At 54.8% G+C, this 23578-nt stretch carries 22 protein-coding genes and 2 tRNA genes; 17 read left to right on the plus strand and 7 right to left on the minus strand.

Annotated features, from left to right (window positions below; all coding sequences use genetic code 11):
- Positions 1 to 9: 9 nt before the first annotated feature.
- The 3 genes from BM029_RS13870 to BM029_RS13880 form a co-directional block, all read right to left on the minus strand.
- The gene (locus tag BM029_RS13870; RefSeq protein WP_092436932.1) at positions 10 to 804 is read right to left on the minus strand and encodes a UDP-2,3-diacylglucosamine diphosphatase; all 795 of its coding nucleotides are present in this window, start codon (positions 802 to 804) and stop codon (positions 10 to 12) included.
- A gap of 32 nt (positions 805 to 836) precedes the next feature.
- Positions 837 to 1328 carry a peptidylprolyl isomerase gene (locus BM029_RS13875; RefSeq protein WP_092436934.1) on the minus strand — a complete coding sequence of 164 codons (492 nt, stop codon included), beginning with the start codon at positions 1326 to 1328 and terminating at the stop codon, positions 837 to 839.
- Positions 1329 to 1394: 66 nt separating this feature from the next.
- Positions 1395 to 1997, minus strand: coding sequence for a peptidylprolyl isomerase (locus tag BM029_RS13880; RefSeq protein ID WP_092436936.1), 603 nt, complete (start codon positions 1995 to 1997; stop codon positions 1395 to 1397).
- Between the two features lie 227 nt (positions 1998 to 2224).
- Between BM029_RS13880 and cysS the strand changes: the two genes are divergently transcribed.
- The 12 genes from cysS (at position 2225) to yjfF (ending at position 17907) form a co-directional block, all read left to right on the plus strand.
- Complete coding sequence (gene cysS / locus BM029_RS13885) at positions 2225 to 3646, plus strand: cysteine--tRNA ligase (protein WP_092436938.1); 1422 nt, start codon at positions 2225 to 2227, stop codon at positions 3644 to 3646.
- Between the two features lie 4 nt (positions 3647 to 3650).
- Complete coding sequence (locus BM029_RS13890; RefSeq protein ID WP_092411922.1) at positions 3651 to 4301, plus strand: DNA-3-methyladenine glycosylase family protein; 651 nt, start codon at positions 3651 to 3653, stop codon at positions 4299 to 4301.
- A gap of 91 nt (positions 4302 to 4392) precedes the next feature.
- Entirely contained in the window at positions 4393 to 5367 is a 975-nt protein-coding gene (locus tag BM029_RS13895) for an acetyl-CoA carboxylase carboxyltransferase subunit alpha (protein WP_092411921.1), read from the plus strand.
- Between the two features lie 2 nt (positions 5368 to 5369).
- Positions 5370 to 6812, plus strand: a complete 1443-nt coding sequence (gene tilS, locus BM029_RS13900) for a tRNA lysidine(34) synthetase TilS (RefSeq protein WP_092436940.1) — start codon at positions 5370 to 5372, stop codon at positions 6810 to 6812.
- Between the two features lie 125 nt (positions 6813 to 6937).
- Entirely contained in the window at positions 6938 to 8188 is a 1251-nt protein-coding gene (locus tag BM029_RS13905; RefSeq protein WP_092436942.1) for an aspartate kinase, read from the plus strand.
- A 135-nt stretch (positions 8189 to 8323) separates the two neighbouring features.
- Positions 8324 to 8417 (plus strand) — tRNA-Ser (locus BM029_RS13910).
- Between the two features lie 202 nt (positions 8418 to 8619).
- Positions 8620 to 11238 carry a bifunctional lysylphosphatidylglycerol flippase/synthetase MprF gene (mprF, locus tag BM029_RS13915; RefSeq protein WP_092436943.1) on the plus strand — a complete coding sequence of 873 codons (2619 nt, stop codon included), beginning with the start codon at positions 8620 to 8622 and terminating at the stop codon, positions 11236 to 11238.
- Positions 11235 to 12692, plus strand: coding sequence for an AcvB/VirJ family lysyl-phosphatidylglycerol hydrolase (locus BM029_RS13920; protein WP_092436945.1), 1458 nt, complete (start codon positions 11235 to 11237; stop codon positions 12690 to 12692). The genes mprF and BM029_RS13920 overlap by 4 nt, the downstream gene beginning before the upstream one ends.
- Positions 12693 to 13073: 381 nt before the next feature.
- Positions 13074 to 14042: an ABC transporter substrate-binding protein gene (locus BM029_RS13925; protein WP_092436947.1), complete on the plus strand. Its 969-nt coding sequence runs from the start codon at positions 13074 to 13076 to the stop codon at positions 14040 to 14042.
- Positions 14043 to 14177: 135 nt separating this feature from the next.
- The gene (locus BM029_RS13930) at positions 14178 to 15734 is read left to right on the plus strand and encodes a sugar ABC transporter ATP-binding protein (RefSeq protein ID WP_092436949.1); all 1557 of its coding nucleotides are present in this window, start codon (positions 14178 to 14180) and stop codon (positions 15732 to 15734) included.
- Positions 15735 to 15772: 38 nt separating this feature from the next.
- Positions 15773 to 16894 carry an ABC transporter permease gene (locus BM029_RS13935; RefSeq protein WP_092436982.1) on the plus strand — a complete coding sequence of 374 codons (1122 nt, stop codon included), beginning with the start codon at positions 15773 to 15775 and terminating at the stop codon, positions 16892 to 16894.
- Between the two features lie 8 nt (positions 16895 to 16902).
- Positions 16903 to 17907, plus strand: a complete 1005-nt coding sequence (gene yjfF / locus BM029_RS13940) for a galactofuranose ABC transporter, permease protein YjfF (RefSeq protein WP_092436950.1) — start codon at positions 16903 to 16905, stop codon at positions 17905 to 17907.
- A 90-nt stretch (positions 17908 to 17997) separates the two neighbouring features.
- Here the strand turns inward: yjfF and BM029_RS25915 are convergent, their stop codons facing one another.
- The gene (locus BM029_RS25915; RefSeq protein WP_170851079.1) at positions 17998 to 18378 is read right to left on the minus strand and encodes a hypothetical protein; all 381 of its coding nucleotides are present in this window, start codon (positions 18376 to 18378) and stop codon (positions 17998 to 18000) included.
- Positions 18379 to 18410: 32 nt separating this feature from the next.
- Here BM029_RS25915 and BM029_RS13950 point away from each other — a divergent pair, with 32 nt between their 5' ends.
- A complete protein-coding gene (locus BM029_RS13950; protein WP_139217248.1) occupies positions 18411 to 19496 on the plus strand; it encodes an RES family NAD+ phosphorylase in 1086 nt (361 codons plus the stop codon).
- Here the strand turns inward: BM029_RS13950 and BM029_RS13955 are convergent.
- A complete protein-coding gene (locus BM029_RS13955; RefSeq protein ID WP_092436956.1) occupies positions 19439 to 20143 on the minus strand; it encodes a dUTP diphosphatase in 705 nt (234 codons plus the stop codon). The two genes, BM029_RS13950 and BM029_RS13955, sit on opposite strands and share 58 nt — an antisense overlap.
- A 407-nt stretch (positions 20144 to 20550) precedes the next feature.
- Between BM029_RS13955 and vapB the strand changes: the two genes are divergently transcribed.
- The 3 genes from vapB (at position 20551) to BM029_RS13970 (ending at position 21402) form a co-directional block, all read left to right on the plus strand.
- Positions 20551 to 20784 (plus strand): type II toxin-antitoxin system VapB family antitoxin, encoded by a 234-nt coding sequence (gene vapB / locus BM029_RS13960; protein ID WP_092436958.1) that lies wholly within the window; start codon positions 20551 to 20553, stop codon positions 20782 to 20784.
- Positions 20784 to 21182, plus strand: a complete 399-nt coding sequence (gene vapC / locus BM029_RS13965; RefSeq protein ID WP_092436960.1) for a type II toxin-antitoxin system tRNA(fMet)-specific endonuclease VapC — start codon at positions 20784 to 20786, stop codon at positions 21180 to 21182. Before vapB ends, vapC begins: the two co-directional genes overlap by 1 nt.
- 133 nt (positions 21183 to 21315) lie before the next feature.
- Positions 21316 to 21402, plus strand: a tRNA-Leu gene (locus BM029_RS13970).
- A 93-nt stretch (positions 21403 to 21495) separates the two neighbouring features.
- Here BM029_RS13970 and BM029_RS13975 read toward each other — a convergent pair.
- Complete coding sequence (locus BM029_RS13975; RefSeq protein ID WP_092436962.1) at positions 21496 to 22029, minus strand: cysteine hydrolase family protein; 534 nt, start codon at positions 22027 to 22029, stop codon at positions 21496 to 21498.
- 97 nt (positions 22030 to 22126) lie between these two features.
- On the minus strand, positions 22127 to 22504 hold the full coding sequence (locus tag BM029_RS13980) for a DUF805 domain-containing protein (RefSeq protein ID WP_371329122.1): 378 nt from the start codon (positions 22502 to 22504) through the stop codon (positions 22127 to 22129).
- Positions 22505 to 22952: 448 nt separating this feature from the next.
- On the opposite strand from BM029_RS13980, the gene BM029_RS13985 reads away from it, so the two are divergent.
- On the plus strand, positions 22953 to 23578 hold a 626-nt coding region (locus BM029_RS13985; protein ID WP_244545047.1), incomplete at its 3' end, for a S8 family serine peptidase.

Raw genomic sequence — 23578 nt, forward strand, 5'->3', positions numbered from 1 at the left:
ATCGGCTAATCAATCGGCTAATTCGTGGCCATCGTGGCCAAAGCGCCGAATCACGCCACTCGCATCAATCGCAATCCAGCCGCCTCTCTGCGCCTTGACGTCATACTCCCAATCCGGCAGCACATAGCGCGTACGGGCGGCCTCGCCGTCGCCGCCGGAATGGTGGCGTGCCGGCCTGTGGGTATGGCCGTGAATCAGGGTGGTGGTAGCGGTAGTGTCAAACAAGGTGGCCACAGCCGCCGGATTGACGTCCATGATTTCCATGGATTTGTGGCGCTGTTCTTCCTGGCTCTCCTTGCGAACGCCGGCAATGATTGCCTTGCGTTGTGCCAGCGGCAGCGCCAGGAATTGCGCTTGCCATTGCGGTTGGCGCACCTGCGCGCGAAACTCCATGTAGGCGAGATCGTCGGTGCATTGCGCATCGCCATGGGCGATTGCCAGGCGGCGGCCACCGACGGTAATTACCGATGGATCAGGCAACAGAGTCAGGCCGGCCGCTTGCGCGAAGCTTTCGCCAACCAGGAAATCCCGGTTGCCGGCGACCCAGAAAACCTGCACGCCGTTATCGCTGACTTGCCGGATCGCTTCGGCAATTTCGCGGTTATACGGCGTTTCCAGATCGTCGTCGCCAGCCCAGTACTCGAACAAATCGCCTAACAGGTACAGTTGCTGCACCCGCGTTGCCTGCTCCCGCAGAAAATCCAGGAAGGCTTGGGTAGTACGCGGGTGTGCCGCCTGCAAATGCAGGTCGGATATAAACAACGCAACTGCGGCGCCGGATTGGTTCGAGACTGAAGCTGTCATAGGATGCGCTAAAAGAAGAAGCTAAGCTTGGATTAAGCGACTACTTCGGCTTTTTCGATGATGACGTCATCCACCGGTACGTCGGCAAACATGCCGGTACGCGTGGTCTTTACGTTTTCGATCTTGTCGACGATATCGGTGCCTTCAACTACTTTACCGAATACGCAGTAGCCCCAGCCGTCTTGACCTGGATAGTCGAGGAAGCTGTTGTTCTTGACGTTGATGAAAAATTGCGCAGAAGCAGAGTGCGGCGCCGAGGTACGTGCCATCGCCAGGGTGTACGGCTCGTTCTTGAGGCCGTTCTTGGCTTCGTTTTCGACCGGATCGTTGGTAGGCTTTTGTTTCATGCCAGGTTCGAAGCCGCCGCCCTGGACCATGAAGCCAGGGATTACGCGGTGGAAAATCGTACCGTTATAGTGACCGGCATTGACATAGGCCAGGAAATTTTCAACGCTCTTTGGCGCTTTTTCTGCCTCGAGTTCGATTTTGATCGTGCCGTGGTTGGTGGTGAGAAGGACAGCCATGGTATTTCCTATTAAATAGATTGATGGAGGTTGAAGAAGTTGAAAAAAGGCAGTAAAAAGCCGGTTTTATTTGGTTACTGTAGCCGATTCGATGATAACCGGGGTAGTCGGCACGTCTTGATAGGCGGTTTTCACCTTCTTGATCTTGTCGACAACGTCAGTGCCCTTGATAACCTGGCCGAATACCGCGTAACCCCAGCCGTCGCGGCCCGGGTAGTTGAGGAATTCATTGTTGTTCACATTGATGAAAAATTGCGCGCCAGCCGATTGCGGATCCGCAGTGCGAGCCATGGCAACACTGTATGGCACGTTCTTGAGGCCGTTCTTGGCTTCGTTTTCGACTTTGTTCGGCGCTGGTTTCTCACGCATGTCCGTGGTCATGCCGCCGCCCTGGATCATGAAATTGTCGATGACGCGATGGAAAATGGTGCCGTTATAGTGGCCGCTGTTCACATAGCTTAAAAAATTCTTGACTGTCTTCGGCGCTTTTTCCGGATTCAGCTCGATGACGATGTCGCCCATATTGGTTTTCAACAAAACATGCGGCTTGTCGGCAGCGCTGGCAAACGACGGATTACCTAGCAGGCAAACAGCAGTTAATGTAGAGGCAAGCGCCAGTGTAAAGCTGCGGCGTGGCAAGCGAAAAGTCAAGCGTAGGGGTGTTGGCATCAAAGTTCCTTCTTGTAAGTGGACCCGTTTTCGTGTCTCATGTGCTGCATTTTCGGATTTCAGTAATGATATACTGCGGCGAAAAGCAACATTTTATCAAACTAAGCACTGCAAAAGAGTTTTGGCTATTCAGTTGTCCTGACGTCTCGCACGGTAAGCGTGCAGGCGGATGGAACGGCGTGCAATATTTCCGTGCTTTATTTCTGTGCCCTAAGCCGTAACTTCCCATGAGCGACCTGAAAATATATAACACGCTGGCGCGTGAGAAGCAGCTGTTTTCTCCAATCGAACCGGGCAAGGTCCGCATGTACGTCTGCGGCATGACGGTCTACGACTATTGCCATCTTGGTCATGGACGGGTGATGGTGGTGTTCGATATGGTGCAACGCTGGCTGCGCCAGTCGGGGCTGGACGTTACTTATGTGCGCAATATCACCGACATCGATGACAAGATCATCAAGCGCGCCGTCGAGAATGGCGAGACGATCTCGCAACTGACCGGCCGCTTCATTCAAGCCATGGACGATGATGCTGCCGCGCTGGGTGTGCAAAAGCCGGATCACGAGCCGCGCGCGACGGCGTTCGTGCCGCAGATGCTGGCCCTGATCGAAAAGCTGGAGCATAAAGGCCTCGCGTACCAGGGCAGCGACGGCGACGTCAACTATTCAGTACGCGATTTTGCCGGCTACGGTAAGTTGTCGGGCAAGTCGCTCGACGATTTGCGCGCCGGCGAACGCGTCGATGTCAATCTCGGCAAGCGCGATCCGCTCGACTTCGTCTTGTGGAAAGCCGCCAAAGAGAGTGAGCCGGAAGAAGTTAAATGGAACTCGCGCTGGGGTCATGGCCGGCCGGGCTGGCATATCGAGTGCTCTGCCATGGCGGAGCAATTGCTGGGCGAGCAGTTTGATATTCACGGCGGCGGCCAGGATTTGCAGTTCCCGCATCATGAAAATGAAATCGCGCAGTCGGAAGGCGCGCATGGCCACCAGTTCGTCAATTACTGGATGCACAACGGCTTTGTGCGGATCGACAATGAAAAGATGTCCAAGTCCTTGGGAAATTTTTTCACGATTCGCGACGTCCTGAAAAAATATGATGCGGAAGTAGTGCGCTTCTTTATTCTACGAGCGCATTACCGTAGTCCATTGAATTATGCCGACACCAATCTGGATGACGCCAAGCATGCCTTGACCCGCTTGTACACCGCGCTGAAGGAAGTGGCGGCGGATGCCTTGCCGCTGGACTGGAGCGAGGCCCACGCCGAGCGTGTCGCGCAAGCCATGAATGACGATTTCAATACGCCTATGGCCATTTCAACTTTGTTCGATCTGGCCAATGAGGTTAACAAAAATCGTTCGCCGGCAGCCGCACGCCAGCTCAAGGCATTGGCCGGCGTACTGGGTCTGTTGCAGCGTGCTCCTGAAGATTATTTGAAAGGCCGTGTACTCGCCGGTAATGAAGTTGTCGGAAATGGCATTGCACAAGCTGCTTTGTCAGAGCAAGATATCCTACTCAAAATTCAAGCTCGTCAAGCAGCAAAAATAGCCAAGGATTTTTCTGCAGCAGACCGGATCCGTAAGGAACTGCAAGCCGATGGCATCTTGCTGGAAGATAAGCCCGGTGGTCAAACCGAATGGCGAAGGGCGTAAGCGTATGCAAAAAGCGATAGCTGTCGACAACAATTTCTTTGTGCCTTCATATTGGGAAGATGCCAAAGTTGAGTTGATGAAGCGTGACCGCATCATGCGTAAGCTCATTCCGCAATTCGGCGACCTGCATCTGGTTGGCCGCGGCGAGGCGTTTACCACGCTGGCACGCTCGGTGGTCGGCCAGCAGATTTCGGTCAAGGCAGCGGAATCCGTATGGCAAAAATTTCTGTTAGTCTGTCCTAAGACCACTCCCGCCCAGGTATTAAAAGCCGGCCCCGAGCAACTTGCAGCTTGCGGATTGTCTAAGCGTAAAGCAGACTATATTCTTGATCTGGCCGATCATTTCAAGGCGAAAAGGGTCAATGCCGAGCAGTGGCAGGAGATGGACGATGAGGATGTCATCGCGGATTTGACGCAAATTCGTGGCATCGGACGCTGGACAGCGGAGATGTTTTTGATATTTAATTTGCTCCGGCCCAATATTTTGCCTTTGGATGACCTGGGGTTGCTCAAGGGCATTAGTGTCAATTATTTTTCAGGAGAGCCGGTTTCGCGTAGCGATGCACGCGAAGTATCGGCCAACTGGGAGCCGTGGCGCACCGTAGCGACCTGGTATCTATGGCGTAGCCTGGATGCGGTATCTGCAGAATATTAAGTCATTGCCGATGTTAATTTTAAGTAACCTTATTTAGGTAACCTTATTTCGGTAACATTATCGGCAGTGGCAGTTTAATCAAGGGAATAATATGAGTAAAACAACATTTCTCGGCTTCGAACAACCGATTGCCGAGTTAGACGCCAAGATTGAAGAGCTGCGTTTTGTCCAGGACGACTCCGCGGTAGATATTTCGGAAGAAATCGACCGTTTGTCGAAAAAAAGTCAGCAATTGACCAAGGATATCTACGCAAAACTGACTCCTTGGCAAGTCTCTCAGATCTCACGTCATCCGCAACGGCCGTACACCATGGATTATGTGAATGAAATATTCACCGATTTCCATGAGTTGCACGGCGATCGTACCTACGCCGACGACCAGTCGATAGTTGGCGGCCTGGCGCGCTTCAATGGCCAGGCTTGCATGGTGATCGGCCATCAAAAAGGGCGCGACACGAAAGAGCGCGCATTGCGTAATTTCGGCATGCCGAAGCCGGAAGGTTATCGCAAGGCCTTGCGCCTGATGAAAGTGGCAGAGAAATTCGGCCTGCCGATTTTCACTTTTGTCGATACTCCCGGCGCGTTCCCTGGCATCGATGCTGAAGAGCGCGGACAGTCGGAAGCTATCGGCCACAATTTGTACGCAATGGCGGAATTGAAAGTGCCGCTGATCGCCACCATCATCGGCGAAGGCGGCTCCGGCGGCGCCTTGGCGATTGCGGTCGGCGATGCAGTCCTGATGCTGCAGTACGCGACTTATTCGGTGATTTCGCCTGAAGGTTGCGCCTCGATCCTGTGGAAAACCGCTGAGCGGGCTTCCGATGCCGCCGATGCCCTGGGCCTGACCGCGCATCGCTTGAAAGCAGTCGGCCTGATTGACAAGATCGTCAGCGAACCATTGGGCGGCGCCCATCGCGATCCGAAGCAGATGGCTTCCCTGTTGAAGCGCGCACTGGCAGATACCTTGCGCCAGTTCCAAGGTGTCAAGACCAAGGATCTGTTGAACGCGCGTCATGAAAAGCTGATGAGCTACGGTAAGTTCAAGGAAGTACTGGCTGCAGAATAGGCGTGTCGAATTCATCTACTGCAAGTATAAGTATCTACGCGTACCTGGAAGCTACCCTGGCGGAGATCGCGCAAGCGTTTCCTGCCACGGTTCAAGAGCAGCCGGCGCGGCTGGCAATTGCCTATAGCGGCGGGCTGGATTCCAGCGTCCTGCTGCATGCGGCCGCACAGTACGCCAGCGCGCATGGCATCAAGCTATTCGCCTTTCACATCCACCACGGCATCAGCCCGAATGCAGATCAATGGCAAATCCATTGTGCAGAAATGTGCGCAAAGCTGAATGTCGAATTCGATACCCGTGGTATCGAATTGCGCAACCGCGACAAGAGCGGCGTAGAAGAAGCGGCCCGCATCAGCCGCTACGCCGCGCTGGGCGATTTGTGCCGCCAACATCAGGTTCCTTTGCTGTTGACCGCGCATCACCTGGATGACCAGGCCGAGACTGTGCTGCTGCAATTATTGCGCGGCTCCGGCGCTGCCGGCTTGTCGGGCATGGATCGCTGGAACACGGCGCCGACTTTGCTGGGCGATGCCACATTGCTGATGGCGCGGCCGTTGCTGAAAGTGTCGCGTGCAGCGCTGGAAGAATATGTAGCAAAATATGCCGCAACTCAACAGCTGACGTATATCGAAGACGAATCGAATCACGATCCACGCTATGCCCGCAACGCCTTGCGCCAGCAAGTCATGCCGGTGCTAAGCCAATACTTCCCGGGATTCCAGGAGCGTTTCTCGCGCAGTTCCGGGCATATGCAGACTACCCAACGCTTGTTGATCGATCTGGCGGCGCAAGACATGGCCATCTGTGCCGACGGCACATGCCTCGATCTGGAACACGTGCGGAAGTTGAGGGGCGAGCGGATCGATAATCTTCTGCGTTACTGGTTCGGCTTGCATCATTTGCGTATGCCGTCCAGCGCCTGGCTGAGTGAAATGCGCCAGCAATTGCTGGAAGCTAAAGCCGATGCGCAGTTGTGCGTGACGCATCCGGATTGCCATATCCGCCGTCACAGGAACCGCGTGTTCCTGACGCCGCGCGACGATATCGATCGTTCTGAGATCGGACCGCAAGCGTTTCGCTGGAACGGCGAAGCTGAGATGCATTTCCCTGAGTTCGGCGGCGTGCTGCATTTTGACCAGGCGGAGCAGGGTATTGCTGCCGACTGGCTGCGCGCGCATCCGTTGCAAATTCAATATCGCTCCGGTGGCGAGCGGCTCAAGCTGGCATTGAATCGTCCCACAAAAAGCATCAAATATCATTACCAGGCTTTCGACGTGCCGCCTTGGGAGCGTGAACGCCTGCCCTTGGTAAGCAGCGGCAAGCAGATTCTGTTTGCGGCAGGCATTGGCATGGATTGCCTGCAATTGGCAAGCGAGCCGGGGCCGCATGTCAGCCTGCGCTGGCAAGCTGATGATGTTGTATTTAAGCAAGGCGTCTTAAGCTGAACGACACCGCCGGCCGCATTTTCTCTCTGGTAAGCCTCTTGTCATAATCGGCCGTTGCGGGTACATTAAAGGGTTGATTTTATTTTTTGCACCACACCCGCTTCTAGCACCCACCTACATTCCCTATGGCTTTAATTGTCCACAAATACGGCGGCACTTCGATGGGCTCACCCGAGCGCATCAAGAATGTCGCACTGCGCGTTGCCAAATGGCATGACGCCGGCCACCAAATCGTCGTGGTGCCCTCCGCGATGTCCGGTGAAACCAACCGTCTTCTGGGCTTGGCAAAAGAAATTACCGCCCAGCCCGATCCACGCGAACTCGATATGCTGGCCGCTACCGGCGAGCAGGCATCGGTCGCCTTGCTGGCCATGGCCCTGCATGCGATAGGCAAGGACGCAGTCTCCTACGCAGGCTGGCAAGTCGCCATTGAAACCGACTCGGCCCACACCAAAGCCCGGATTCGCTCGATTGACGACGTCAAGGTGCGGCAAGACCTGGACGCCGGCAAAGTGGTGATCATCACCGGTTTCCAGGGTGTCGATGAGTTGGGCAATATCACGACCCTGGGCCGTGGCGGTTCCGATACGTCGGCAGTCGCCGTAGCCGCTGCGCTGAATGCCGCAGAGTGCATGATCTATACCGATGTCGATGGTGTCTACACTACCGACCCGCGCGTAGTATCGGATGCGCGTCGCCTGAAGACTGTAACCTTTGAAGAAATGCTGGAGATGGCATCGCTGGGCTCTAAAGTGCTGCAGATTCGCTCGGTCGAATTTGCCGGCAACTACAAGATGCCAACCCGCGTGCTGTCTTCGCTGACTGACCCATTAATGCCGTTGGAAGAAGAAGCAATTTCCGGCACCCTGATTTCGTTTGAGGAAGACACCAAGATGGAACAAGCCACCATTACCGGCATCGCGTTCAACCGCGACGAGACCAAGATCACCGTACTCGGCGTGCCAGATCGCCCGGGCATCGCCTACCAGATTCTTGGTGCAGTTGCTGACGCCAACATCGAAGTCGACATGATTATCCAGAATCAGTCGGTCGACGGCAAAACAGACTTTACCTTTACCGTGCCGCGCGGCGAGTACGCCAAGGCGCTGGATGTCTTGAACGAGAAGGTCAAAGCGCACATCGGTGCTGCCAGCATCACTGGCGACGCCAAGGTGTCGAAAGTGTCGGTAGTCGGCGTAGGCATGCGCAGCCATGTCGGCATCGCTTCCCAAATGTTCCGTACCCTGGCCGAAGAGGGTATCAATATCCAGATGATTTCGACCTCCGAAATCAAGATCTCGGTACTGATCGACGAGAAGTACATGGAACTGGCAGTGCGTGCTTTGCACAAGGCTTTTGGGCTGGAAAGCGCGTAATTGCACTTAATCGCGCTTAATCGAAAAAATTTTCGAAAAAAGCTGATAATCTTGCATGGCGTTATTGACCAAAACCGCATGAAAAGTTATTATTCGTGTCCTTAACGCGGCGTTGTAAAAAAGCCGTTTAAGTTTGGAGGCGTGGCCGAGTGGTCGAAGGCACTTCCCTGCTAAGGAAGCATATGGGCTTAAACCTGTATCGTGGGTTCGACTCCCACCGCCTCCTCCAAGAACATGTTCTGCAATTTCGGGAACGTACAAAAAACCGCTTCTAGCCTTGTGCTGATGCGGTTTTTTTGTTTTTGCAGGACTTTTCTTTGTCAATTTATTACTTGCTGTAGCGAACCTTGCTTTGTAAACTGGCTCTTATCAGTTATTACAGCAGTCAACGGCTGAACTGATCGAGGTTCAGCCGGATAGATAAAGGTTTCATGGCACATCACTCATCCCCATCCCAAACTGACAATCCGACACCTGAAGTTGATGCTGGCGTCACTCCTGTTGTCCAGAAGACGGGCGTAAGCTGGCGCTTCTGGCTGACGGTGCTGGTGGTGCTGATTCTGGGCGCCATGGTATTCAAGTCCCTGCATACCTTGCTCGCCGATGTGCACTATCGCAGCATCGTGCATGCGGTCAGGCATACGCCGCTGAGCAATCTTATACTGGCGGTGCTGGCGACCGCGGTCAGTTATCTGTCGCTGGCCGGCTACGATGTGTCGAGCTTGCGATACGTGGGCGCCAAGGTCAAAGGGACCACCATCGGTTTGACCTCATTCATTGCCTACGCACTCGGCAATACCGTTGGGCTCGGGGTGCTGACCGGTGGCACGATACGCATGCGTTTGTACACCGCGAGCGGCGTCGAAGCGTCTCAGGTGGCGCAGGCCATCGCCTTCAATGCCGGCGCGTTCGGCCTCGGCATGACTACTTTCGGCGCCATCGGCTTGCTGTGGGGCGCACCGCAGGTCCAGGCGCTGGCGCATATTCCGAGCTGGCTGTTACGGGCGGTCGCCGGCCTGGTGTTGCTGGGCGTCGCCGCTTTTATCCTCCTGTGCCGCGTGCGCCGTGATGTGCTGCTGTTCGGGCGCTGGAATTTGCGTTTGCCGGAGGCCGGCCTGGCCCTGCGCCAATTGCTGATCTCTGCGGTGGATCTGAGCGCGGCAGCGGCGACCCTGTGGTTCTTGCTGCCGAGCGGCATGATCGATTTGTCGACCTTCGTCGCGTTCTATGCGATAGCCATGGCGCTAGGCGTGATCAGCCATGTGCCGGGCGGCGTCGGCGTATTCGAAGCAGTGATCTTGCTGGCTTGCGCCAATCACGCGCCAACCAGCGATATCGCCGCCGCCTTGCTGTTGTACCGGGGTGTCTACTTCCTGCTGCCGCTGTTGCTGGCAACGGTCTTGCTCGCAGCATTTGAAATGCGCGCCGGCGTCGGCGCACCGGTGGCGCGCGCGGCGGTGAAATTGTCGCCATGGCTGCTCACTGCATTGACACTGGTGACCGGCACCATGTTGCTGATATCCGGCGTGACGCCTGCCACCCGTCATGCAGAAGAACTGCTGAGACTGCATGTGCCGCTGTTTGTAGTGGAAGCATCGCACCTGATCGGCAGCGTAGCCGGTTTGGCGATGCTGTTCCTGGCGCGTGGTTTGCTGCATCGGCTCGATGCGGCCTGGTGGGCGTCGCTGGTGCTGACAGTGATCGCCGGGATCCTGGCGCTACCTAAGGGTATCGCGATTTCCGAATTCATCGTGCTGTTCCTGCTGGCCTCGCTGCTGGTGATTTCGCGCAAACAATTCGACCGCCGCTCGTCTTTGTTTTCACAAACCTTCGAACCGGGCTGGCTGATTGCGGTTGCCTGCGTGCTCGCGGCTTGCGGCTGGATATTGTTGTTCGCCTATCGCGATATTGATTTTGCCGACCGCATGTGGTGGCAATTTGCGTTTGACGATTATGCACCGCGCTCGATGCGGACGCTGATGGTGGTGGCTGTGATGGCCCTCGGCCTGGGCTTGTGGCAATTGTTCCGGCGCTCCACGGGTATCGCCGAGCGTCCGGGCGAAGCAGAATTGCAGCGTGCCGCCGAGATTGTTCGCAAGCAGCCGGCGGCTGATGCCTGCCTGGCCTTGATGGGCGATAAAAGCCTGCTGTTTTCTGCGTCAGGCAACAGTTTCATCATGTTTGCCAAGCACAAGCGTTCGTGGGTTGCGTTGTCCGATCCGGTCGGCGAACAGAAAGAATGGTCGGAGCTGATCTGGCGCTTTATCGAACTGGCCGATGGCCATGGCGGCCGTGCGGCATTTTACAAAGTGCGGCCGCAAACTTTACCGCTATATCTGGATGCCGGTTTGCGGGTGTATAAGCTGGGTGAAGAGGCTTACGTGCCGCTGGATCAATTCAACCTGCAAGGCCCGCGCCGCGCCAATCTCAGGCATGGCGTCAATCGGGCCGAGCGCGAAGGCTTGAGTTTCGAGATGTTGGCGGTTGAACAGTTGCCGCCATTGCTGGATCAACTCAAAGTGGTTTCCGATGCCTGGCTGGCCGATCAAGACACGCGCGAAAAGAGTTTTTCGCTGGGTGGTTTCGATGAAGCCTATATCCTGCGTCAGCCGGTTGCCGTGATTCGCCGCGAGAGTAAAATCATCGCCTTCGCCAGTTTGATGTGTCCCGAAGTATTGCGGATCGAAGCCGCCATCGATTTGATGCGGCAATTGCCGGATGCGCCGCCGGGCACCATGGATTTCCTGTTCTCTCAATTGATGCTGTATTTCAAGGAGCGGGGTTTTCAGCATTTTGGACTGGGCATGGCGCCGATGTCGGGCATGAAAGATCATCAGCTGGCGCCGCGTTGGCAGCGCTTTGGCCGCATGTTGTTCATGCACGGCGGGCGTTTCTATAATTTCCGTGGCCTGCGCAATTTCAAAGACAAGTTCGATCCGGTGTGGGAGGCGCGTTACCTGGTAACCAAGGGCGGCCTGGGACCGTTGTTTGCTTTCACCGACACCGCCGCGCTGATCAGCGGCGGCCTCAAGGGAACCATCAGTAAATGAGTCCAAATCTGAATCGGAAACAGAAATTCATATGCCTGGCGCTGTGCGCAATGGCGCTCATCGGCAATGCGGCAAATGCAGTAAATACAGCAAGCGCAGCGAGCGCCAACGACGCGCACCACAGCTTAAGCCACGGCCGCTTCAAGAATATTGAAGTCTACCGGCCAGCGGCAGCAATCAATGGCGTCGTCTTGCTGCTTTCCGGCGACGCCGGCTGGGACAAGAGCGCCGCCGATAAGGCGCGAGCCCTGGCGCAGCAAGGCGCTTTGGTGGCAGGCATCAGCACGCCGCAGCTATTTGCCAGCCTCAATGCCGACGGCGGCGACTGCGCATTTCCAGACGGCGATCTGGAAAACCTGAGCCGCTTCGTGCAGGCCTATGAAAAAGTGCCGGGATATTATCCGCCGCTTCTGGTGGGCGAAGGTTCCGGCGCCAGCTTTGCTTACGCCATGTTGGCACAGGCGCCTGCGAACACTTTCAGCGGCGCCGTATCGCTGGGATTCTGTCCCGCCTTGAGTTTGCGCAAACCGCTTTGCAAGGGCGAGAACGTGCATTTCAAACCGCACGCAAAAGGCAAGGGCGTGGATCTGTTGCCGGTGTCCAGGTTGCCCGCAGCCTGGCGCATCTTGCTCGATGAAAAAGCCGCCGGGGCAGGGCATTGCGAAGCTGGCGTTACGCGCACCTTTGCCAGCAGTGTCGCTGGCGCAGAGGTGATCACGGTGCCCGGCACGGATCAAGGTGGATTGGCACAGTTGAAAACGGTGTATACCAACCTGAATGCGAAGCAAGCGGTGGCGGTACAAACGCCACCTGCGGCGGTGTCCGATTTGCCGGTAGTGGAGGTTGCCGCGCCAGATCAACCTCAGGCAGAACGTGGCCGTGATGCCGACACCATGGTTATCCTGATCAGCGGCGATGGCGGCTGGGCCGGGATCGACCGTGATGTCGCGACCGCACTCTCGAAGCGCGGTGTGCCGGTAGTCGGCATTGATTCGCTACGCTATTTCTGGAGCACACGTACGCCGGCATCGACCGCAAAAGATGTAGAGCGCCTGATGCAGTTTTATATGGCGCGCTGGAAGAAAAGCAAAGTGATATTGATCGGTTATTCGCAAGGAGCCGATGTCTTGCCGTTTGTGGCTAGCCGCTTGTCGGGCAAGGCGCTGGCGTCCGTGCCGTTGGTAGCCATGATGGGTTTGGGTAAAAAAGCCGATTTCCAGTTCCATCTGACCAACTGGGTCAGCTCCGTCAATGATGGCCTGCCGATTCCGCCCGAAGTCGCAAAACTGCCTGCCGGCCTGGCAATGTGCATCTACGGTAGCGAAGAAACCGATTCCGCCTGCCCGAGCCTGGATGCAAGCCGCGTCAAATTGCTGAAACTGACCGGCGGCCATCATTTCGACGGCAACTACGAGCGCCTGGCCGGCCTGATACTGGACGCGGCGCGTAAGTAACCCGGTAACTCGTGATCCCGCACCACGTCACACTACTTCACACTATTTAATTATCACGCTATCTGGCTGGTGAATATCTGGTATCACGACAATCAAGCAGACTGATATGCTGCGGTGCGATATAGTGTCTCTGTCTCCTCCAACACCTCTCAAGGTTTGGATTCAGCCCGCAACGAAAGTTAGCGGGCTTTTTTTTGTCCAAAATGCGCCTGATCTATCTGTGTCAGCCGACAAGCGAATGCCCCGGCATTGCCGCACAGATACTCAAACATGTATCTGAAACCTCAAAAAATTCATTGGAAAATGGCCGGTTTAGCTCCTAGTATGGGTGCGCCCTTCAAAGATTTTATCTATCCAAAAACATAATAACGGAGACTAGCAATGAAAATGACACGCCGAACTATATTGAGCGCAGCCCTTTACCTGGGCCTCGGATTGGGAATTGCCGGCAGCGCATTTGCTGAAAAACCGCTGGTGCTTGGCTTTTCCCAGGTTGGCGCCGAAAGCGAATGGCGCACCGCAAATACCGCATCGATCAAGGATGCGGCTAAACAGGCCGGCGTCACGCTCAAGTTCGCCGATGCGCAGCAAAAGCAGGAAAACCAGGTGAAGGCGATTCGTTCCTTCATCGCGCAAAAGGTGGACGTCATTGCATTTTCTCCGGTAGTTGAATCGGGCTGGGACACTGTCCTGCGTGAAGCAAAAGCCGCCAAGATCCCTGTGATCCTTACCGATCGTGCGGTCGACGCCAGCGACAAGTCTCTGTATGTAACTTTCATCGGTTCCGATTTCGTTGAAGAAGGCCGCCGCGCGGGACGCTGGTTGCTGGAACGGGCCAAGACCATGCCCGCGGGCGATATCAATATCGTTGAACTGCAAGGGACCGTCGGCTCCGCCCCTGCGATCGACCGCAAGGCAGGTTTTGCTGAAACCATCGCCGCTAATCCCCATCTGAAAATCATCCGCTCGCAAACCGGTGATTTCACCCGCGCCAAAGGCAAGGAAGTGATGGAAGCCTTCCTCAAGACCGATGGTAAAAAAATCAATGTTTTATACGCACACAATGACGACATGGCGATCGGTGCTATCCAGGCCATTGAAGAGGCGGGTCTGAAGCCTGGCAAGGATATCCTGGTGATCTCGGTCGACGGTGTCAAAGGCGCGTTTGAGGCAATGATGGCTGGCAAGCTTAACGTCACCGTCGAATGCAGCCCGTTGTTGGGCCCGCAACTCATGAAGGTGGCCAGACAAGTGCTTGCCGGCGAGACCGTTCCTAAGCGCATTACGACGGAAGAAAGCGTATTCCCGGCAGAAGTGGCAGCTAAGGAATTCCCGAACCGCAAGTACTAATTTTGTTGCTCAAGTTTGCTGTAGTTTGATACGCACGGCGGCGGGCGGCTAGCCCGTCCGCCGTATTAGCGTGGCGTTTTGCAGGCATGCGCAGGTCTCCAGGACTGCGCGTGAGAAATTCGGGATCGCAAGCGGATGAATAAAACGGTAACAGGCGCTTCTGCTCAAGCAGTGAACGGCGGGGTTTCACCGACGCTGGAATTAAACGGTATCTATAAAGCATTCGGCGGCGTCAAAGCGCTTAGCGATGTCGCTTTACGTCTGTACCCCGGGGAAGTGCATACCCTGATGGGGCAAAACGGCGCCGGAAAATCCACTCTCATTAAAGTACTGACCGGTGTCTATGCACCCGACAGCGGCGAAATTCGCCTGGACGGCCATGCCATACAGCCGTCTTCCACCCATGAGGCGCAGAACCTTGGCATCAGCACGGTGTATCAGGAAGTCAACCTGTGTCCGAACTTGTCGGTGGCTGAGAATATTTTTATCGGCCGTTATCCCAGAAAATACACTGGCATAGACTGGAAAACCATGCAGCAGCAGGCACAGCGTCTGCTAGGCGACCTGCAAATCCATATCGATGTGACGGCTTCCCTGGACCGCTATCCATTGGCGATCCAGCAGATGGTGGCGATTTCACGTGCGCTGAGCGTCTCTGCCAAAGTCCTGATTCTTGATGAGCCTACCTCCAGCCTGGATGAGGCCGAAGTTCGTTTGTTGTTTGACGTTTTGCGCAAGCTGCGAGGGCAGGGCATGGCGATCCTGTTCGTGACGCATTTCCTGGAACAGACCTACGAAATTTCAGACCGTATCACGGTATTGCGGAACGGCGTTCTCGAAGGCGAATACATGGCCAGCGCGTTGAGTCGTTTCGATCTGGTGAATAAAATGGTTGGCTTGCAGGCGCAGCCAGCGGCGGAGGTAGCTGGCGCAGATAAAGAGCCACGCGCAACAGGCGCCGGCGAAGCTGTGTTGCAGGCGTGCGGACTGGGCCGCAAAGGAATACTTGCGCCGCTGGATCTGGATTTTCGGGCTGGAGAGGTATTCGGGTTTTGCGGTTTGCTCGGTTCCGGTAGAACCGAGGCCGCGCGGTTGCTGTTCGGCGCCGATAAAGCCGATAGCGGCAGCATATCGGTGAAAGGCAAAGCCGTCAGATTCAACTCGCCGCGTGACGCCATCGCAGCTGGCATCGGTTTTTGTTCGGAAGACAGAAAAGCGGAAGGTGCGATACTTGCGCTGTCGGTACGAGAAAACATCATCCTGGCGCTGCAAGCGCGCGCCGGTTTGCTGCGCGTCATTCCGCGCAAGCGCCAGCAAGCGATCGCCAACGATTACGTCAAATGGCTAGGCATCAAGACGCCGGATATCGAGACGCCGATCAGCTCCCTGTCCGGCGGCAACCAGCAGAAAGCCTTGCTGGCGCGCTGGCTTGCCACCGATCCCGCCATGCTGATACTAGATGAGCCGACACGCGGCATCGACGTCCGCGCCAAGCAAGAGATCATGGATCACGTCATCGCCTTGTGTCGCAAGGGTATGGCGATCCTGTTCATCTCATCCGAAATTCCCGAGGTGCTACGCTGCAGCGACCGCATGCTGGTATTGCGCGATCGCCAGGCCTGCGGCGAGTACTCGCGTGGCGAGCTCGACGACGAATCGGTGTTGCAGGTGATTGCAGGAGAGTGCGAATGAGCATTCCATTGAATTCCAATCCGATGAATCACGATCCGATGAATCACGATCCGCTATCCGGCGCCACGTTGCAGAACCAGGCCGCCTCAGATTCATTAACATCTTTGCGGTTGCTGCTGCGTCACCCGCTGTTACGGCCGCTGGCAGCATTGGCGCTGCTGCTGGCAGTCGATTTTTTCATGATCCCGGGATTCTTCCGGCTTGAATGGAAAGACGGTCATCTGTACGGCAGCCTGATCGATATCGTCAACCGTGCCGCACCTTTGATACTGACCGCGCTCGGCATGACCCTGGTAATCGCGACGCGCGGCATCGATATATCCGTGGGTGCGGTGGTGGCCATCTCCGGCACCGTAGCCGCACTACTGATAGGCGGCACGATGGAAATGCACAACGGCGTACCGGAATATGCCAGCCGGATACCCATGATATGGGCGCTTGCCGCCGCCATGGGGGGGGCCATCCTGTGCGGTGTATGGAACGGCTTCCTGGTGGCCACACTCGGTTTGCAGCCGATCATAGCGACCTTGATCCTGATGGTGGGCGGGCGCGGACTGGCGCAATTACTGACCGATGGCCAGATCATCACGGTGTACTACAAACCGTTTTTCTATATTGGCAGCGGCTATCTGTTCGGTTTGCCGTTTTCTCTGTTTATCGCAATAGGCGTATTTATTGTGGTCGCGCTGCTGATGCGTAAAACCGCGCTGGGCTTATTCATCCAGACGGTTGGCATCAACCCGGTGGCGGCGCGGCTAGCCGGCATCAGGACCGCCGCCTTGATTTTTTTCGTCTACATGTTTTGCAGCGCCTGCGCTGGTGTCGCGGGATTGATGATCAGTTCCAATATCAAGAGCGCAGACGCCAACAACGCCGGCCTGCTGTTGGAACTGGATGCGATCCTGGCGGTAACGCTGGGGGGCACTTCTCTGGCCGGTGGAAAATTCAGCCTGGTCGGCAGCGTCATCGGCGCGTTGATCATCCAGGCGCTGACCTATACGATTTATTCGATGGGCGTGCCGCCGGAGGTGAACATGGTGGTGAAGTCGGTGGTGGTGTTCGCGGTGTGCCTTTCGCAATCGCCGGAGTTTCGCGGATTGGGGACGGAACTGTTTGGCGGCGCTGGCCGGTCGCGCTCTTCTAACGGTAAAAAGAAATGAAATCTACGATGAGATTCTTTCGCAAGTCACTGTCGTCTCCTTACTTCACTTCGCTGGCGACAGTAGCCTTGCTGGTCGTGATGTTTGCCTTGGGATCGTTCACCTATAACGGATTTTTCTCTTTGCAGGTGGTGTTGAATCTCCTGATCGACAACGCCTTCCTGCTGGTGATTGCCATCGGCATGACCTTTGTCATCTTATCCGGCGGCATCGATCTGTCGGTCGGTTCGGTGCTGGCCTTGACCACCATGATCTCTGCCTACCTGCTGCAGTCGTGGCATTGGCCGCCGTTGCTGGTGATCGGCTGCGTGCTCCTGATCGGCAGCGCATTCGGGGCGCTGATGGGAGCATTGATACATTTTTTCAAACTGCAGTCATTCATCGTAACGCTGGCCGGCATGTTTCTGGCGCGCGGCTTGTGCTACCTGATCAGCATCAATTCGATTACGATCGACCAGCCCTTGTATGTGACCCTGTCGCAAGCCCGCATCGAATTTCTTGGCGCCTTCGTCTCGCCTAGCGTGGTGATCGCGATGCTGATGCTTGCGGTGGCAATCTACATCGCTCACTACACGCGCTTCGGGCGCGCAGTGTATGCCATCGGCGGCAACGAGCAGTCGGCGCTGCTGATGGGGTTGGCGGTGGGGCGCACTAAAGTACTGGTGTACGCCTTCAGCGGATTTTGCGCGGCGCTGGCCGGCGTCCTGTTTTCGTTCTACATGTTGTCCGGTTACGGCTTGCATGCGCAGGGTACGGAGCTGGATGCTATCGCCGCCGTGGTGATCGGCGGCACCTTGCTCACCGGCGGCTACGGCTACGTCGCCGGCACGCTGACCGGCGTGCTCATCCTCGGTCTGATCCAGACCTTGATTGCCTTCGACGGCACATTGAGTTCATGGTGGACCAAGATTGTGATCGGCGTGCTGCTGTTTGTTTTTTGCATGGCGCAGCGTTTGCTGTCTTTGGGGGCGGCTAGTGGGACATCGGCACCGCCGGCAGCGGCAGCTGCATAATTTCTATTCAGATTTAATAATTATTCGAATAACACTTTAATGTTATTTAAATACTATTTCTTTGTGGCATTTATCTGACATATTTGTTAATTATTGCCAATTTTCAACAAGCAAAGAACTTTCCAGTTGTCCACTTGTCATGTTGCCACGTAGTATCTCCCCCATTCGATGAATATCAAGAAAGTAATGCATGGGGAAGTGGGGGCAGTGCGCAGCATCTGCAGTTAGCAGCCGTGCCGGATTTACAAAAATTGCATGCAGGAAGCCATTAGCGCTGCTGATCAGTTTGTGCCTTGGCACATCCGGATTTTCCTGGGCTGCAGGCATCGTCAGCGACGGCGGAACTGCTACCACGGTCAATACCGCCGGTAGCGGCAGGCAGACGGTTAACATCGCACCGGCAGTGGCGGGCGCAGCCACATCCCCAATATGAAAACAAGAAGGCGATAAAAATATATGGCTGCGACCCAAGTACCTCTATTGACCGAAGGCGCTGATAAAAATTGGCTAACGGCGACCCGCAAAAAGAAGCGAGACTGACAGCAGCGGCTTGTGCAATGGCGCATTGTGCAGATGGCGTGCCTACTGACGATCCTAGCTATCCGTATTTAAAAGCCTTGCAGGATGCCGGAGCGAGCATGACAAATGAAAAGTTATTGTTAGCAAGTCAAAAGGGCTGGGAGGGGCGGAGCTATGACACTTTGTTTAAATACACCGGTTTTGATCAGTACGTTGGTGATCCCGCGACCCAAAGTCGCCTAGGCATTCGACTTGAAGGTGCCGTTCAAGCAGGGGCTTCCATAGCTGGATTAGTTGGCGATGGACTCGCCTGTACGACAGGACTTGGATGTGCGGCGGCGGCATTGACGGGAACAGTCTTAGCCGACAATCTGGTGGCCGGTAGCGGGAAGCTGGCAGGGCAACCCACGGTAACATATGGAGAACAGGCACTTCAATCACTGGGACTAAGTCCGCAGGCGGCTGCATATACGTATGCCGCAATCGGACTCGCCCCGGCCGGAATTATGAGCTTTATCTCGACTCGAGCGGTTAATGCTGAGGCTGCGGCCTATGCTTGGGCGAGAGGTACATATGATGGCTCGAGCAGTATTGACTACACAGGTAAAGTTTATAGATATGCTTCCCCCGAATTTGCTGAAGGAACTTTTCAAATATATCCGGGCAACGTGAAAGCTAATTTCCGTTATTCTCCGGAAGGAGTTGGGGCGATTTACTCAGGAACAACATCGCAAACTGCCGCCGCAGAAGTTGCTAGTTATTCGCCCGGCTCTGTAAATCCTTTAGCGGGTAAAGTGTTAGTGACCAATGAGATTTCCATTAATAATATTTTGGATTTAACTGATCCAGCAGCGCGTCAAGCGTTGGGAGTGACTCTTGAAGATATTACGCAGGCTGGTCATGGAACGGGTAATGCTTACAGTACTACTCAACGACTAAGTTCATGGGCTAGCGCATATGAGGCCAGGGTCAGGGCTCTGGCCAACGCCAATATGGATGGCTTGCAAATACGTCACGAACACTGCCCACTTTTTAAAGGCGTCGCCAACGCCGACGAAAGCGAAACATAACGCTCTTCCAACCGCTGATACAACTGAAGCTGGAAATCCGAAGCGGATGAATCAAGGGTGGAGGCAAGTTCAAGCAGATGGATATTATCTTCCTTGCCGCACCAGATCTTGGCGTAGCGGCCTTCCTTGTATCCGTTATTCTGTCGAAAAATGCACAGTACATGCTTGACCGTGTATAGATTCACGACCTTGTTCCAATCCAATCCAGACGCGTGAAAAGTCACCTCAAGCAAGGGCAAGTTATTGCGTCGACTGACAGCAAATGCGGCGATCAATTCTAATAGTTGAGGAATGTCGCATTTACTTATTACATACTCGCGGCCATCGAAATGGCAGCTGGATAACTCCGGGTCGGAGCGCTTTACAAGCGTAATGGCAGCGGCATCCAGGTTGCCGTCGTTTTCGCTCAAGATGTGGGACAGGGTGAAGTGCAGAATGTCAACGAGTTTCAACTGTATCTGGGTAAAATCGCGAGGCTGCTTGCTCCACCATTTCCAGCCATAGTGATCGAGTGCTTCAACGGCCTCTACCAGCACTCCGCGCATATGCGGATAGCTCGATATCATCCAGTCCGCTTTCGCTGTCCTGTTGCGTACGACCAGCAGGTTCATTATGGCGGACGCTTGTTCGTAGCTGATTTTTTTCATTATGGTGACCCTGGTACGTGCATCAGAATGTCATGGGCTCGTGTCGGTCCGGTTTTGTGCTGCAGCGCGCAAGCCATCCAACGCGCCGGAGAGGTTGGCATTGCTTTGAATTGAGGTGCATCGTTACCGTGGGAAATAGACTTGCGGCTGAAGGGCGTTGCCGGCCAAAAAAGGCATTAGGTAACGGGGCAACGTAATTGAGTCAAGAATAGGTAAATAATCTCCTTTTGATAACCTATCAAAAGTGACAGGTCGGGTTCGCATGTGGTGAACGTGCAGGCATGTCGGCCTCGCTCAGCTTGATGTCAGTGTGTACTGGGTGTTGTTTTCCGAAATTGGGATGACCTTGAAATTTGTTTTGAATGTGCTATATACTTTGGCTATATACATGAATCGAGGAGATAGCTATGTCTCAAAGCACTGTTTTTGTTAATAACCGTACCCAGGCTGTACGTCTGCCGGCAGAATTGCGCTTTCCTGAAAACGTAAAGAAAGTCACTGTGCGTGCTGTAGGCAAGGAGCGAGTGATTGCGCCTCTGATGAATACTTGGGATAGCTTTTTCATAGATTATGAAAATGTCACTGATGACTTCATGAGCGTACGTGCTGAACAGGTACAGCAAGAGAGAGAGACGTTTTAATGCTGAAATTCATGCTTGATACCAATATTGTTATTTACGTCATCAAGCGTCGTCCAATTGAAGTGATGGAGGTTTTCAATACGCATTCCGGACAAATGTCGCTGTCGGTGGTTACCGCTGCCGAGTTAATCCATGGCGCAGAGAAAAGTGCCAAACCAGAGCATAATTTACGTATCGTCGAAGATTTTTGCTCTCGACTGGAGGTTTTAGATTACACGATCAAGGCCGCCGCCCATTACGGTGATATACGCGCCAATCTCGAGCGCAGCGGAACGTCAATAGGGGTAAATGATTTACATATCGCAGCACACGCACGTAGCGAGGGGCTGACACTGGTAACGAATAACATGCGTGAGTTTGAAAGAGTTGCTGCTTTGCGGCTGGAAAACTGGTTATGACATGATGGCTGGGAAAATGCCCGACTTCAGGATGGTCTTGGCAATAAGAACCTGTTAGAATGCGGCCCTGTCCCGTATCGCAGGTAGTCTCTGCAGATATATGTTTTGCGCGTTTCTTGGGAACCGCAGAATTGCCCGAGTGGTGAAATCGGTAGACACAAGAGACTTAAAATCTCTCGCTCGTAAGGGTGTGCCGGTTCAAGTCCGGCCTCGGGCACCACTATACATTGCAGTAAATGCAAACAAAACGCCGCAAACCAGATAAATACAAGGTTTGCGGCGTTTTTTCATTTACGGTTCCCTGCCTGTGCGCCTAATTTGTGAAATGCAATTCAGAGGTGGCAACCGCCTTGATTTCCGGGCCGAAACTCTCGATGTTGGGCAGCGTCGCGTTTTCATGCGTGCGTATCTGCAGCCCGGTCGCATGCGCCTTGTCGTGGGTGGTGTGGGCGTCGGATACCAGCGTCACAGGATAACCGAGTGCGGCGGCGCGGCGGGTGGTGGTGTCGACGCAGAATTCCGAAGCGTAACCGCAGATCACGACGTGTTCAGTGTGCCATGACGCCAGCAATGCTTCGAGTTCAGTGCGGAGGAAGGAGTCCGGCGTGGTCTTGCGCACTTTTACGTCGCCTTCCTTTACCTGCAATCCGGGCTGGAGTTGCCAGTGTGCGGAGTTGTATTCGATATCGCCGGCTTCGTGCTGGATAAACACCACAGGCACCCCTGCAGCGCGGGCTCTGGCCGTCAAGATGTTGATGCGCTCTACAACTGCATCGGCTTCGAACGGGCGCGGTGTTTCATCAAATAAACCATACTGGACATCGATAACTAGGAGAACGGATTTCATGGGTTCCTGCGGGGAAGATGGGGACGGGAATTTCGACGAAATTCCCGTCGTTACCGCACTGCCTCGACGCTTGGAGGAGGCGGTTGCCGGCGTCGTTTCAGGTTTCCGGAAGGTTTGGAACCATCGGTGCCGCACCGAAATTGTTCGGCTCTTTTGCTTCCTGAATCAGGAAATATATGATGACAATCCAGCCGATGATCGGGAGAAATGCGATCAGCTGCCACCAGCCGCTGCGATTCGTGTCATGCAGGCGTCGCGCTGCAACCGCTATGGATGGCAGCAACGTGGCAACTGAAACAAGCAGGCTGAACTTGTCGCTGATCGCACTGGCGGCGAACGACAGCAACACCGTAAAAAGCACGAACCACCAATATTCGGAGCGGGAAGCCCTGCCATTGAAGTCGGCGTACTTGGAAAAGCAGACTTTAATTGACTCTGTAAACGTCATGTTTATCCCCTGAGATTTTTCGATCACATGCTGCCCTCTTGAGGCGGCATATGTGTCTTTGGATTTAGGTAAGGTTACCGGAAAGTAATAATAACAAAAGCAGTCGCAATTACGGTATTAAAGTTGGCGAACCATAAATTTTCTGAGTCATTGGCGGCCAGGACGCTGTTGGAAATCATGTCAGCCGAAAAGTCCCCTCACGATCCCCTCTCAGGTACGCTTTCTACGACAACAACTTGCCGGATTAAATATGTATCTATAAAGAAACAATTTCTATAAATGAACAAAAACAGGGGAATGTTGCAATAAACTCGAGCATAATAAATTGCACAAAGGAAATTAAAAGAAATTCTTACTAGTAATGCGCGACTGAATGTGTGAATGCAGCAAGCCGATATGCCGGTCTTGGCCGGATTGAAGTTAGTGCACATATGGGGGAGTCGTTATGGACAAAGAATTGTCTCGTCGGAGATCCTTGTCGATTATCTCTGTTGCTGGATTAGTATTGATTTCCGGTTGTGGCGGCGGTGGGGGGGGCAGCAGCAATCCGAATCCCCCGGCAGCGTCGGCCCCAAGCACTCCGCCAGCGGCAGCTACGCCACCTGCCGACGGCAGCGGCAATGCCGCAGCAACAGCGCCAGCGATCGCAACGCCGCCACCGCCAGTCATGCTGAACGTGCTGGATCCCAGCAATATCAAGGCTGCCCGTAGCCAAGGCCTGACTGGCGCCGGCATCACGGTCGGCATAGTCGATACCGATTTCGATACCAGCGATCCGCAACTGGCCGGACGCATCAGCAAGACGGTCTACAGCGTCGGCGGCGCCAACGGCAATAGCCATGGCACGGAAGTGGCGGAGGTTCTGGCGGGGAGTATTTCAGGTGTGGCTCCCGGCGCGTTCTTGCAGGTAGCGGCCGCCGGCACTACCGACAACAGTCTACTGCTCAATAACCAGATGTATCAGGATCTGTTTAGCAAGGGCGTGCGGATTTTCAACCAGTCCAACGGCGTCAGTCCCGTCGGCGCGTCGGTCGGTATGGCACTTGCCCTGCATACTCTGTACCAGCCGTATGTGGCCCAGCAGGGGTTGTTCATCTGGTC

Origin of the sequence: Collimonas sp. OK607, assembly GCF_900111995.1 — a bacterium.
Lineage (GTDB): Bacteria > Pseudomonadota > Gammaproteobacteria > Burkholderiales > Burkholderiaceae_D > Collimonas.

What these genes read in the sequence shown, in the direction of transcription:
- BM029_RS13930 (WP_092436949.1), top strand. Translation starts at nt 14,178, where the DNA reads ATGAATAAAACGGTAACAGGCGCTTCTGCTCAAGCAGTGAACGGCGGG.
- BM029_RS13895 (WP_092411921.1), top strand. Translation starts at nt 4,393, where the DNA reads ATGAGTAAAACAACATTTCTCGGCTTCGAACAACCGATTGCCGAGTTA.
- yjfF (WP_092436950.1), top strand. Translation starts at nt 16,903, where the DNA reads ATGAGATTCTTTCGCAAGTCACTGTCGTCTCCTTACTTCACTTCGCTG.
- BM029_RS13955 (WP_092436956.1), bottom strand. Translation starts at nt 20,143, where the DNA reads ATGAAAAAAATCAGCTACGAACAAGCGTCCGCCATAATGAACCTGCTG.
- BM029_RS13890 (WP_092411922.1), top strand. Translation starts at nt 3,651, where the DNA reads ATGCAAAAAGCGATAGCTGTCGACAACAATTTCTTTGTGCCTTCATAT.
- BM029_RS13870 (WP_092436932.1), bottom strand. Translation starts at nt 804, where the DNA reads ATGACAGCTTCAGTCTCGAACCAATCCGGCGCCGCAGTTGCGTTGTTT.
- cysS (WP_092436938.1), top strand. Translation starts at nt 2,225, where the DNA reads ATGAGCGACCTGAAAATATATAACACGCTGGCGCGTGAGAAGCAGCTG.
- vapB (WP_092436958.1), top strand. Translation starts at nt 20,551, where the DNA reads ATGTCTCAAAGCACTGTTTTTGTTAATAACCGTACCCAGGCTGTACGT.
- BM029_RS13975 (WP_092436962.1), bottom strand. Translation starts at nt 22,029, where the DNA reads ATGAAATCCGTTCTCCTAGTTATCGATGTCCAGTATGGTTTATTTGAT.
- vapC (WP_092436960.1), top strand. Translation starts at nt 20,784, where the DNA reads ATGCTGAAATTCATGCTTGATACCAATATTGTTATTTACGTCATCAAG.
- BM029_RS13880 (WP_092436936.1), bottom strand. Translation starts at nt 1,997, where the DNA reads ATGCCAACACCCCTACGCTTGACTTTTCGCTTGCCACGCCGCAGCTTT.
- BM029_RS13905 (WP_092436942.1), top strand. Translation starts at nt 6,938, where the DNA reads ATGGCTTTAATTGTCCACAAATACGGCGGCACTTCGATGGGCTCACCC.
- BM029_RS13920 (WP_092436945.1), top strand. Translation starts at nt 11,235, where the DNA reads ATGAGTCCAAATCTGAATCGGAAACAGAAATTCATATGCCTGGCGCTG.
- BM029_RS13875 (WP_092436934.1), bottom strand. Translation starts at nt 1,328, where the DNA reads ATGGCTGTCCTTCTCACCACCAACCACGGCACGATCAAAATCGAACTC.
- mprF (WP_092436943.1), top strand. Translation starts at nt 8,620, where the DNA reads ATGGCACATCACTCATCCCCATCCCAAACTGACAATCCGACACCTGAA.
- BM029_RS13925 (WP_092436947.1), top strand. Translation starts at nt 13,074, where the DNA reads ATGAAAATGACACGCCGAACTATATTGAGCGCAGCCCTTTACCTGGGC.
- BM029_RS13935 (WP_092436982.1), top strand. Translation starts at nt 15,773, where the DNA reads ATGAATCACGATCCGCTATCCGGCGCCACGTTGCAGAACCAGGCCGCC.